Below are 13,191 nucleotides of genomic sequence, written 5' to 3' on the forward strand. Positions count from 1 at the left end.
TGGATTTAAAGCTGAGTTATTTTTATAATTTTAAAGCACCAAACACTTGGCTAGTGTTTTTTCATAAATTTTCTCGTACTGCGGTACAATTTCGTGTAAGTCGAATTTCAAGGCTTCTTTTCGAGCGTTTTCTTTGAAGGTTTTTAATCGATTTTCATCGCTTAAAATATGTATAGCATTTTTGCTCATATCTTCAATATCCCCCACTTCACTTAAATACCCTGAAACACCGTGCACATTAACTTCTGGAATACCACCCGTGTTACTTGAAATTACAGGAACACCAGATGCCATAGCTTCTAGAGCCGCTAAACCAAAACTTTCCGTTTGAGAAGGCAATAAAAATAAATCACTAAAGCAAAGTATCTTATCAATTTCATTACTTCTTCCGAAGAAAATTACTTTATCTGTAATACCAAGTTCAGCGCATTGTATTTCCATCTTTTCCTTTTCAGGTCCTTCACCAATAAACATCAGTTTGGCTGGCATTGCTTTTTGAATGTTATAAAACACACTAATAACATCTTCTATTCGTTTTACGGGACGTAAATTACTAATATGTGTTATTATTTTTTCGTTGTCTTTAGCCATCATCCCACGTTGACATTCTGTAACGCTATGATGCTTATATTTTTCTAAATCTATAAAATTAGGCACTACATCAATGTCCTTTTTTATATCAAACAAACGTAGTGTATCTTCTTTTAAACTCGCTGAAACCGCAGTAACAGCATCAGATTTATTGATACTAAACGTTACAGCTGGTTTATAAAACGGATGACTACCAACAAGTGTAATATCGGTACCATGAAGTGTAGTTACAATTGGCACATAAATATCTTCTTCAATAAGCATTTTTTTAGCCATATAAGCCGCGTATGCGTGCGGAATAGCATAATGTACATGAAGGATTTCTATTTTATGAAGCTTCACCATATCAACCAATTTACTCGATAAAGCTAACTCGTAGGGTTGGTAATGAAACAATGGATACTCTGGTACATTTACTTCGTGATAATGAACGTTATTGCCTAATAATTCCAATCGCACAGGTTGGTTATATGTAATAAAATGGATTTCATGGCCACGCTTAGAAAGCTCTAAACCTAATTCTGTTGCTACAACGCCACTACCTCCAAATGTTGGATAACACACTATACCTATTTTCATGCTCTTCAATTTAAAATTTTAATCTTCAATCGCTTCGTAAATTAAACGCTGAATTTCTGTTCTAATATTTTCTTTTAACAACAAGTTTTTACCTGCATTTGGGTAGGTTCTATTTGCTAAAAATACATATACAATTTCTTCATCTGGGTCTGCCCAAGCATAAGTTCCTGTAAAACCAGAATGCCCAAAACTCTTCATAGATAAACAACCACATGTTGGTCCTACTGTTCCCAATTGAGGTTTATCAAAACCAATTCCTCTTCTGTTATTTTGAGCTTCAAAATAACGCGTATTAAACTTATCTACGGTTTCTTCTTTTAAATAACGCTTTCCGCCGTAATACCCTTTCTGCAAATACATTTGCATAATTTTCGCAACATCGTTGGCATTACTAAAAACCCCCGCATGGCCACCAATACCATCTTGCATGGCGGCTCCCATATCATGCACGTAACCGTGTACTTTTTGAAAACGATAATAATTATCCTCTTCCGTAGGTACTATTTTTTTACTACTTATTTTATGGTACGGATTATACATGGTGTTATTCGCACCTAACGACTCATAAAAATGCGCTTGCGTTAATTGCTCTAACGTTCTGTCGTAATACTCTTCAATAAATTTCTTTAGAATGTAATAAGGGAAGTCACTATAACGGTATCTCAAGCGATCTAGCAATTCTGAATCTTTAATTATCTTCGGAATAGAATCTTGATAATCAGTTCTTAAAAACAAGTTTTTGGCCACTTCAACATTAAATTCTGGACTTCTAATTTTTCTATAATATTTTGCACTAGGGCGTTTAGTTACTGTATCTAAAGTATGATAATAGAAGGGTTCCCATGGACGTAATTGAGCATAATGCGAAAGCATCTTCTTAAAAGTCACATTCTCTTTGTTAGACCCTTTGTATTCAGGTAAAACTTCTACTAATTTAGTATCTAGTGAAATAACATTTTGTTCTTCCAGCTCCATTACCAACGGCAAGGTTGCTAATATTTTTGTTAGAGATGCTACATCATAAATATCATCAAAACCCACTTTTTCTTTTCCGCTATAGGTGTGTTTCCCAAAATTTTTATTGTAAATCACTTTCCCTTTTCTAGCAACCAAAAGTTGAATTCCGGGTGTCATTTTATTGTTTACAGCATAATTAGCGATAGAATCTATTCTGTTTAATTTTTCAGAATTCATTCCCACACGCTCTGGAACAGTGTATCCCAAACGTTTTATAGCTTCACTATCTATACCTTCGCCAGCATTATAAAACTGTCCAATAGAAACAGGAAGTGTTCCTTTTGCTGGAATAGCTCCAAAAATAAGTTGTGCAGATTTTTGTTGTGCAATAGCACTGTTTTGGTAACTTACTATAACACTCTCAATATTTGCCATAGTTCTTAAATCGGCAAGTGCATATGGTTTAACAAACACATCTAAAATTACGTTGTGCGATCTAGAAATTTCGTGCAACCAACTAATCTCTTTCTCTGTAAACTTATAGCTTTTCCATGGGTTAGCATTAGAGCGATGTAAACCAACAATAACGGTATTATAAGGTTCTAACCTTCCCATTAATTCTTCTAAATTATTTCCTTTTACGGCATGTACTTTACCATACTTTTTAAGTTCATTAAAAAATACATCACCAGAATCGTCACCTAAATTAACATAAGCTATCGATTTAATTTCCAACTTTTTTAAAGGGACTAAGTTATTCTCGTTTTTAACAACAGTAATGGCATTTTCTAGTAGTTCTTCATATAAAATATCATCTTCTGGTCTGTTTAAATCTTTGCCAAGATTATTTAAACTAATTGGTTTATAATTCTGTAAACCAACTTTGTACTTAGCCATTAAAATCTTTTTAACCGAAAGTTCTAATCGTGCTTCTGTAATTTCACCTCTATTATAAGCTTCTTTAATTTTAGAAATACCAATACTTACATTTTCAGACATTAGCATCACATCGTTACCAGCTTTAAAAGCAGCTAAATCAATATCGCCGGTTTCATCAAAATCGGCAGCACCTTTCATAGTTAAGGCATCAGTAAAAATAAGACCTTTAAAACCTAATTTCTCCTTTAAAATATCGGTAACAATATGTTTTGATAAAGATGAAGGCACACCAGAATTATCTAAACCAGGTACATTTAAATGCGCCACCATAACACTAGAAAGTCCTTCGGTAATTAATTTTCTATATGGATATAACTCTATAGAATCTATGCGTTTTTCATTAAAACTAATAGTTGGTAATGTTAAATGTGAATCTTGATCGGTATCGCCGTGACCAGGAAAATGTTTTGCATTAGCCAAAACTCCAGCGCCTTGCATTCCTTTCATGAAAGCAGAAGCCTTACGAGTAACATTATCTCGGTCTTCACCGAAAGAACGGTTACCAATAATTGGATTTTTAGGGTTAGTATTAATATCTACAACAGGTGCAAAATTAAAATGCACACCTAAACGTTTGCAATGTTCGCCAATATATCGACCAGCCTCTTCAACTAATTTATCATCTTTAATGGCTCCAAGCGTCATGTTCCAAGGAAAAGCATAAGTAGAATCTAAACGCATACTTAAACCCCATTCGGCATCCATACCAACTAAAAGCGGGATTTTTGATATCGCTTGCAGTTGATTATTCAGTTTGGCTTGACGGTATGGTCCGCCATTAGAATATATTACACCACCAATATGGTTGTTTCTTACTAAATTTTCGACCTTAACTTTTGTTGCAGCACTTTGGCTAGACATGACCTGAACCATGTACAATTGCCCTATTTTTTCGGATAAGGATAGTGAAGCATACACACTATCTACCCATTTATGTTGAGCTTGAGGGTTGGCTGTTTCTAAGGGGTTTTTAGAATTTTGACCATAAATAGAAAGTACTGAAAACAGACAAACTACGGTAAATTTTATATGACGCATAAAAAGAATTAATTAAGAAATTACTAGTCGTTTAATACAATACTAATAATCATGCCAAAATAATACTTTTAAAAAGAAGATGAAAAGACTTTAAGATAGATTTATACAGAAGTTTGTAACAGATTTTAAATTTAAGTTGAAGTAAACCTGCTTAATCTATTTTAAAGTCTAAATAAAACATTGAATTAATCACCATCATTATCTGTTGTTGTGATAATAATAGATAAAATACTACGTACATCTACACTAAATAAAACACCTAACTCACCAAGTTTCTCGTGTAAATTCTCAACCTCTTCTGGGTTACTTGTAATAGCCGTATAAAAATTAGTTGGTATGGCATCAATAGCTGCATAAACTTCTGCTATTTTAGCTTCTACAGCATTGTTTAATTCATCATTATCAATTGTAGCGTATACATAATCTGAAATACCCAAACCATTTGGATTAAAATATACCGCCTCTAAACTTTTAATGTTATTTTCGATAATAGCTAATGAAGTATGACTAAAGTAAGCTTGTGAAATTTCTGGATTTACATTATCGGAATTCTCTAAACCTGCAGGCTTACCTATTTTGGTGATCTTGGCATTATCAATCAAATTAAATAAACCGTTGTATAGTAAATTGAACGATCCTTTTATTCCTGTTTCTTGATTGGCTATAAAGGTTGAAGCATAAGCACCAGAGTTTACAGTACCCCAAATACCTTGAAGTCTTTCCGATTGCGTCTTTAATTCCAAAGCCGTATATTTTAAATAATTTCTTCTTTTTTCAGATGAAACAAAAGCAGCATTAACCGTTGCTAAATCGTCACCAAAAAGCAAATATTCTAAGCCTGAAAGTGTTTTTATTTGTGGACTTAATCTTAGTACAAGCGCTTCATCCACAACTTCGTTATTAATCAAAATGTTTTCTATAGCCGTTGGTAATGTTGGCCAATTGAATAAAGCCTGATGCATAAACTGACCACGAACATCACCAATATTAAAAGCATAAATACTTCCATACGCTTTCGCGGAAACTTGCCACTGCACACGTAAAGCTTCTAAATTAAATTCTGTAGAAGCTGCTAAATATGTTTCTACAGCCGTATTTAAATTAACACTTTCTGAAACAAAATGCTCTACAGCAGGTAGAATATTTTGGTTAACAACATCGACTAAAAGTAAATCGACTTTAAATGATGCTTTTGTATTATCGTCCGACGAGTTACAAGTGAAAAGTAAAAAAGTCAGAAATAATATTGATAAATTTCTCATGTTTTTTAATAGTGTTTTAGTTTTAATATGAAACTAATAAATAAATCATTTTTTTAAAGTGAATTCACAAAACTGATAAGGTTTTCACGATCATCAACCGAAAGGTTTTTAAAATCTTCTCTTATATTTTCTGCTTCACCACCATGCCATAGTATAGCTTCTTCAATATTTGCGGCTCTACCATCATGCATTAAATTAGTATGGCCATTTACTGTAGAAATAAGGCCAATACCCCAAAGCGGTTGTGTTCGCCATTCATTTCCAGTTGCTAAATAATCGGGTCTATTATCTGCCAAATCATCTCCCATATCATGTAATAAAAAGTCAGAATATGGTTTTATAGTTATATTTTTAAGATAATCACTTGCCGCTTCCGTACCCGTTTTTTGATTAATAGCGTGGCAACCAATACAATTTAATGAAGAGAAAAGTGCTTTACCTTTCAGTACGTTTTCATCCTTATAATTTCGTCTATTAGGTACTGCTAAATGCGCCTGATAAAATAACATTTTATCTAATTGTACATCGGTAACTTCTGGAGTACCACCATTAATAGCATCGGCACAATCTTGCTGTGGTGACGGACAATTAGAATCTGAAAATAATGATGTGGTTAACCCCATATCTCCATGTAAGGCCGCAGCAACTTGCTGTTTTAATGTAGGCGCATTGGCTTTCCATCCGTATTTACCTAAATCTCTCTCGTTTATTTGATAATTATAAACATAATTTGCTCGACCCGAGATACCATCGTTATCACTATCGGTTTCATCTTCAAACTTTGTAATTTCTTCATCTGGCAAAGCACTAATTAAACCTAAACCAATAGTTTGTTGTGCTACTCGAGGAGACATTAGCACACCAGAAAGAGAACCAAAGGCTTCTTGAGAAAAACTATAAATTGGTTTTTGTAATTGATAAGACGTTCCGTCGGCATATTCTCCATTAATAACTTCGTAAGTTACATTAACCTTTGCTTCAAACGGAATACCATTATTTGCTCGGTCTTGAAGTTGAGTTCCATAGCCCAAAACAGGCAAAGCATCTCCATTACTATCTTGTCCTGGCATACTTATACGCATTAAAAAGCCACTAGAATCTTCACCATTAACAAAAGCTTTACCACGACCATCTTTAAAGTGACAGGTTGCGCAAGCTCTTGCATTAAATGTTGGACCTAAACCATCTCGACCTGTTGTAGAGGCCGGCGAGGAAACCCAAGTTTGATTAAACAAAGAGTTACCTGTAGCAAATTCGGCTTGCTCAACAAATGATAATCCACTGATTTCAAAACCAAAAGCATTGTTACTTGTTGAATTAACTCCTAAATCACTAGTAAGAAACTCTTCGCCTTCTTCATATTCAATTTTAGATGTAGCCGTATAATCATCATCGGAACAACTGTATAAGCAAGTTATAATTATGGAAATAAATACGATTTTCAGTTTCATTTTAATCATGATTTTAAATAGCAAAATCCCGAATGTATAATTCGGGATTTCACTTTAAAAATGGGGTGTTATTCTATAAATTAATTCCTATTACAGTTGCGGATGCGCTAATTTCATCTGCCCAATCTTGTAAAGCAACAACACTTTGCATCACTACACCAAAGTTAGCATCTGTTGAGTTTTCTAATGTAATTAGATAATCAAAAGGTTCGCTATTATTAGCTATTGCATTTACTTTTGCCATAGCCTCGTCTGCCGCATCTTTTAACTTTTCAGCTTGAGCTGCATCTTTTTCTTTTACTAAATCGTAAAAAGAATCTCCAGAGACATTACCATAAGCTCCAAAAACTACGTTATAAACACCTTGCGCATTTGCCCAAATATCTTTGTGCGTATTATCACTAAAGCATGAATGCTCATCTTCTTGTCCTAATCCATCAATACCATCTGTAGAATCTACAGGGGCGATTATACGTTCCGAGCTTAATTCGTCACCAGCAATAAAGAAAGCACCGTTAATAAATTGCTTTAACGCAACATCTTCATCTAAAGCTTCAAAAACAGTTCTATAAGTACCATTTGGAGCCCAAGTTGTAGTTAATGCATTTAAATCGCTTACTAATAAATCGGTTGCTGCTTGTAAATAATCAGCTCTACGATCTGCATCATCTGCGGTAGTATAATCGGTATACTCACGTTGCCCAGGTAAATCTTCACTTGGTAAAGTATTGTCTTGTCCCCAAAGTAAAAACTCTATAGCATGCCATCCTGTACTGATAGATTTATCGGTGGTTTCTTCATTTAAAGAAGCTAAAGTCGCTTCATCTATGGTTACACTCGTATCAGAAATAATACTTGTAAAACTACCCGCATAAGCTTCTGTTCCAGATGCTACATAATCAATATAACTTTCGTCTATTGGCCAAGCATTAAGTTGTCCTTCATTACCAACACTCCAAGCTTCATTTTCTGTATCTATAGGACCGTTGCATTCTCTATAAGCTTCGGTTTGCCCATAAATATCTCTAGCACTCAACCAAGCCGTTTTTGCTGCTGTAAAATTAGCATCAGTTGGTGTTTCTATAAAAACATCTACCGCAGTTTGTAACGACACAGCTCCTGTATAACTATCTAAATAAGATTGATAAACAAGCTTGGCGTAGTTTTCAATAACAGCAGACTTTTCGATGCTTTCACTTGTGTCTCCTCCATCATCATCACTAGAACAAGATGCTACAAAAAGTGTTAACGTAAAAAGATAAAGCGGGTTAAATAATTTGAATTTCATAATTTATTTTTATTTAGACTTGATATAAATAGAATTGCAAATATATTTTCTTTTTAAAGAAATCAAAGCTTATTTAGATTAAATCTTAATAAAATATCAAAATGAACTGTTAACCTTTTTTAAATCAATCGTTTAAAACGTTTATTAAATCTTTAGAAAATATAGCACATTTACACCAATCACTTCTACCCTAGTATTGATTTACCAAATCAAAAAAGTTTAATTAATAAATACACTTTTTCTTAAAAACAAAACTCTTCTACACCTCTGAATTTAATAGATTTAACAGTAATAATATTTAACTAATTAATAAACATTATATAACATATCATATTGTTTTAAATACGTTATTTACCACCAACATAAAAAAACAACCAGACCAACATTATCAATGGATTTTTCTACAATAGTTATTTATCTTGGCTTTACATTAGCCGCCTATTCTGTAATAGGTAATGATACCATCCAAACGTTAGGGACTTTTCTAAGCTCTAATGAACGAAAAAAATGGTGGGTGTTGTGGCTTTATGCAGGTGGTATTCTAACATTTACCCTAATCTATGGTTACATTACTCATGACGGCGATGTCTCTTATGGACGTTTAGAAAAATACCCTATGCCAAACCCCTTTTCATGGTATTATATATTACCTCCTATTATTTTAATGATACTTACGCGTACCGGAATTCCTGTAAGCACATCATTTTTAATTCTTACGTTTTTTAACCAAAAGAATTTAACCGATATGGTTTTAAAATCCGTTTCTGGTTATGCGGTTTCTTTTGTTGCCGCCATTATTTTGTATTTGGCCATATCCAAAGTACTAGAGAAAAAATTTATAGAAAACCCAATTACAGCAAAAGAAAACCAAATATGGACCGCTTTACAATGGGGTTCTACCGGTTTTTTATGGTCGCAATGGCTTATTCAGGATTTTGCCAATATTTATGTTTACTTACCAAGACAACTCGAATTATGGCAGTTAATATTCTCTTTAATTATTATATTAGTGATGCTCGCTTTTATTATCGCGAAAAAAGGAGGTGCCATACAAGGCATTATTAAATCTAAAACCAACACCGTCGATTTAAGGTCTGCTACGCTTATAGATTTTACATACGGTATTATTTTATTCTACTTTAAGGAGTTAAATAATGTGCCAATGAGTACCACCTGGGTGTTTATAGGTATTCTGGCCGGTAGAGAAATTGCCTTAAACTACATGCTTAGAAAAAATGAACCTAGAAGAGCTATGTTTAGTAATTTAGGTATGGATTTGTTTAAAGTTTTTATAGGCCTTGTAGTGAGTATTGTTCTAGTTTATGCTGTAAAATATTTAGCAACGCTATAACCTTACTTTCATTTTAAAATTAAAACATAACCCTAATCGTTAAAAAGATGAAAAGCATATTATTTCCAACAGATTTCACCGAATTATCCTTAAATGCTTTTACATATGCTATGGAATATGCACAAAAGTCTAATTCTAAGTTAATTGTGTATCACACTTATACTGCCGGAGATCCTTTAAATGAAGATGCTCAGGCTGTTTACAATAAAGTAGATATACAGAACTTTAGAAGTAAAAAGGATAAATTCCCTCCATTTGAAAAACTTATTAAAAACAGTAAGGCAGGAAATTTAAACGTAAAATATGTTGTAGATGAAGGTACTTTTGTAGAGTCTTTAAAAAAGTATATTTTAAAAAAAGAAGATAAGATTGACTTGATTATTATGGGTACACAAAGTAGCCAAAATAGCCTGTTTAACATTTTTATGGAAACCAATACCATTAAAATATTAGAAGAAATTAGCAAGCCCGTTATTGCCATACCAGAAAAAGCTGTTTTCGATGGTTATTTGGATAATATTGTATTTCTAGTGGATTATAAGGAAGATGAAATTATTCCGTTAGGAGATGTTATCGAAAAATCTCAAGAATTCAATTCAAAACTACATGTTATTCATTTCGATTTAGCACATGTAGAATCAATTTCTCCTTTAATGGAAACCTTTAAGCAATCGTTAGATTTAGCCCACCTAAATAATGTAGAGTTTATTTCTATAGATTCTATTAACCTGAAGAAATCGTTAACAGAATACTGCATTAACAACAAAATAGATATGGTTTGCTTAATAAACCATAAACGGAATTTTTACCAACGTCTATTCTCTTTTAGTTTAACTGAAGATTTGCTAAACAATTTCGACATCCCGATAATGGCTATTTATCGTGACTAACAAAATATAATCCATAAAAAAAGCTCTAAAAATTTTTAGAGCTTTTTTTATTCTATAATACCAAGTAAATAATCTTTACTCAATTAAATCAATATGTCTGTCGTGATAGCCTAACAAGTATAAAACACCATCTAAACCAATGCTAGATATAGAACTTTGTGCATTATCTTTTACTTTAGGCTTCGCATGAAATGCAATCCCTAACCCCGCTAAATTGAGCATAGGTAAATCGTTGGCACCATCGCCTACCGCAATAGTTTGGCTAATATCAATACCTTCTTTTGCGGCTATTTCTTTTAAGTATTCTGCTTTTTTATTACCGTCAACAATATCTCCTAAATAGCCACCAGTTAACTTACCATCTACAATTTCTAATTGATTAGCATAAACATAGTCCATACCTAATTCTTTTTTTAAATACTCACCAAAATATGTGAATCCTCCAGAAAGAATAGCAGTTTTAAAACCGTAACTTTTTAATGTATCAATTAAACGGCGAGCTCCTTTTGTAATTGGTAAATTTACAGCAACATCTTGTAAAACTTCTTCACTTAAGCCTTTTAAAAGCTTCATACGTTGTTTAAAACTTTCGTTGAAATCAATTTCTCCTTGCATAGCAGATTCAGTAATTGCTTTTACTTCATCACCAACACCAGCAAGTTCTGCTAATTTATCAATAACTTCAGCCTGTATCAGCGTAGAATCCATATCGAAACAAACTAAACGACGGTTTCTACGGTAAATATTATCTTCCTGAAAAGCGATATCAACATCGAGATCATTAGAAATCTGCATAAACTTCGCAGTAACTTCAGCTTTATTATCAATTTGACCACGAATGGAAAGTTGAATAGAAGCACGTGGATATTCAGATTGCTTTTTTAAAGATAAACGCCCTGTTAAACGTTTAATAGAATCAATATTTAAATTCTTTTCTGAAATTACTTTCGTTACTTCAGATATTTGTTTGGCTGCTAATTTTTCACCTAAAAGTGTTACGATATAACGGTCTTTACCTTGAAGCGTAACCCAATCTTCATATTTATCTAAAGAAATTGGAGTAAACTTAGCCGAAATACCAAGCTCATAAGCCTTAAAAAGTAAATCTTTTAAAACGGCTGCCGATTTCTTTTTAGATTTTATTTCGAACAAAATACCAAGCGACAATGTATCATGAATATTGGCCTGACCAATATCTAAAACTTTTGCGCCATATTCGGCCAAAACGCCAGTTAAACTAGATGTTAAACCTGGTTTATCCTGTCCTGAAATATTTAATAAAACAATCTCTTTAGCCATAATTTAGTTTTTACTTTTTCAAAGATGTAAAAATCATTATTCTATTTGAATTATGAAAGTTTTTTATAGAATAATACACTTTGCCCTATTCTTGTAAAATATCAAACTGTTTGGATAAAAAAACACCCACAAATTTTAATTATTTGTGGGTGTTTAAATTTTACTTTACAAATCTACTATGCCAGCTTTCACTTGCAGGAACTTCCCAGTTTTCTTTAAACTCACCAACATTGGCAACTAAGTTATTGAAAACAATAGTATTTTTAGAAACAGCTTTGTCTTTTGCCATTTTACGGAAATCTGTTAATGTTTTATAAGCTACGTATTCACCTTGCTTATAAGACACGTTCATTTTATCCATTAAATCGACGTTGTAATCCTTTTCTAATTGCTGAATAAAATGCACCGAAGCATCTATAGAACAACCTGTAGCCTGACTCATAGCTTGGTTAACACCAATAACGATAAAGCGTTTATACTCTATAGTGTAACCCGATTGTAAATCGCTACCGTGTGCCGTCCAGTTTTCTATAAAAACATTAAGTTTGGCCTTAATTTCTTCTAGCTCTTGTTCGTTAAACGAACGATTAGCTTGGTATATCCAAACGCGTGATTCTGGTGGTAATATATTAAAATCTACTAGCATTATTTTTTTCTTTATAAGATGAATAACGTTCGGGTTAATTAAACCTAAACATCCTTCATTTATTAAATTGAATTATTTATAAACCTTGAGACTGTGCAATTAATTCTGCAATATCTAAAACGGTTATTTCACTTTCTTTTTCTTTCACTTTTACGCCATCGCTCATCATTGTCATACAATATGGACAAGCCGTTGCTATGATTTCTGGGTTAGTTTTAAGCGCATCTTCTGTACGAAGTTCGTTTATTTCCTTATCCCCTTTTTCTGCATCTTTAAACATTTGCGCACCTCCTGCTCCACAACATAATGCAGTAGATTTGCTTCGTTTCATTTCGAGAAGATTTGCGTTTAATGTTGCCAATACATCACGTGGTGCATCATATTCTGAGTTTGCACGACCTAAATAACAAGGATCATGAAAAGTAATGCGTTTTCCATTAAACACCCCGTCTTTTATCTCTAATTTCTTAGATTCTATTAACTCTTTTATAAATTGTGTATGGTGTAAAACATCATAATTACCACCTAAACTTGGGTATTCGTTTTTTAAGCAATTAAAAGAATGCGGATCGCAAGTTACAATACGTTTAACCTCGTAAGCATTTAAAACCTCGATATTCATCATGGCTTGCATTTGAAACAAAAACTCGTTACCCGCACGTTTTGCAACATCGCCTGTACAAGTTTCTTCGGTGCCTAAAACAGCAAAATTAACGTTGGCTTTATTTAATATTTTAACAAAAGCACGTGTTATTTTCTTGGCTCTATCATCATAACTTCCAGCGGAACCTACCCAAAATAAAATATCAGGTTGTTTGCCTTGAGCCATGAGTTCTTCCATGGTTGGTACGTTTAGTTGTTCGCTCATTTTTATTCTTTTATAAATTAAAATGGTTTATT

10 protein-coding genes are annotated in these 13,191 nt (G+C 33.0%); 2 read left to right on the forward strand and 8 right to left on the reverse strand.

What is annotated here, in order from left to right:
• Nucleotides 1-30: 30 nt before the first annotated feature.
• The 5 genes from bshA to BM246_RS04725 form a co-directional block, all read right to left on the reverse strand.
• The gene (gene bshA / locus BM246_RS04705) at nucleotides 31-1,170 is read right to left on the reverse strand and encodes an N-acetyl-alpha-D-glucosaminyl L-malate synthase BshA (protein ID WP_074936123.1); all 1,140 of its coding nucleotides are present in this window, start codon (nucleotides 1,168-1,170) and stop codon (nucleotides 31-33) included.
• Nucleotides 1,171-1,188: 18 nt separating this feature from the next.
• The gene (locus BM246_RS04710; RefSeq protein ID WP_074936125.1) at nucleotides 1,189-4,104 is read right to left on the reverse strand and encodes a serine hydrolase domain-containing protein; all 2,916 of its coding nucleotides are present in this window, start codon (nucleotides 4,102-4,104) and stop codon (nucleotides 1,189-1,191) included.
• Nucleotides 4,105-4,289: 185 nt separating this feature from the next.
• Nucleotides 4,290-5,366, reverse strand: coding sequence for an imelysin family protein (locus tag BM246_RS04715; protein WP_074936127.1), 1,077 nt, complete (start codon nucleotides 5,364-5,366; stop codon nucleotides 4,290-4,292).
• A 53-nt stretch (nucleotides 5,367-5,419) separates the two neighbouring features.
• Nucleotides 5,420-6,817, reverse strand: coding sequence for a di-heme oxidoreductase family protein (locus tag BM246_RS04720; protein WP_074936443.1), 1,398 nt, complete (start codon nucleotides 6,815-6,817; stop codon nucleotides 5,420-5,422).
• A 73-nt stretch (nucleotides 6,818-6,890) separates the two neighbouring features.
• Complete coding sequence (locus BM246_RS04725; protein ID WP_074936129.1) at nucleotides 6,891-8,105, reverse strand: imelysin family protein; 1,215 nt, start codon at nucleotides 8,103-8,105, stop codon at nucleotides 6,891-6,893.
• 391 nt (nucleotides 8,106-8,496) lie between these two features.
• Between BM246_RS04725 and BM246_RS04730 the strand changes: the two genes are divergently transcribed.
• Entirely contained in the window at nucleotides 8,497-9,456 is a 960-nt protein-coding gene (locus BM246_RS04730; RefSeq protein WP_074936131.1) for a hypothetical protein, read from the forward strand.
• A gap of 47 nt (nucleotides 9,457-9,503) precedes the next feature.
• Nucleotides 9,504-10,346, forward strand: coding sequence for a universal stress protein (locus BM246_RS04735; protein WP_042494891.1), 843 nt, complete (start codon nucleotides 9,504-9,506; stop codon nucleotides 10,344-10,346).
• 75 nt (nucleotides 10,347-10,421) lie between these two features.
• Here the strand turns inward: BM246_RS04735 and serB are convergent, their stop codons facing one another.
• From serB to BM246_RS04750, 3 genes are all read right to left on the reverse strand, one after another.
• On the reverse strand, nucleotides 10,422-11,645 hold the full coding sequence (serB, locus tag BM246_RS04740) for a phosphoserine phosphatase SerB (protein WP_042506476.1): 1,224 nt from the start codon (nucleotides 11,643-11,645) through the stop codon (nucleotides 10,422-10,424).
• A gap of 160 nt (nucleotides 11,646-11,805) precedes the next feature.
• Complete coding sequence (locus BM246_RS04745; RefSeq protein WP_074936134.1) at nucleotides 11,806-12,291, reverse strand: ABC transporter ATPase; 486 nt, start codon at nucleotides 12,289-12,291, stop codon at nucleotides 11,806-11,808.
• A gap of 76 nt (nucleotides 12,292-12,367) precedes the next feature.
• On the reverse strand, nucleotides 12,368-13,159 hold the full coding sequence (locus BM246_RS04750) for a (Fe-S)-binding protein (RefSeq protein WP_042506474.1): 792 nt from the start codon (nucleotides 13,157-13,159) through the stop codon (nucleotides 12,368-12,370).
• Nucleotides 13,160-13,191 lie beyond the last annotated feature (32 nt).

It is taken from the genome of Algibacter lectus, from assembly GCF_900112395.1.
GTDB classification, from domain to species: Bacteria; Bacteroidota; Bacteroidia; order Flavobacteriales; family Flavobacteriaceae; genus Algibacter; species Algibacter lectus.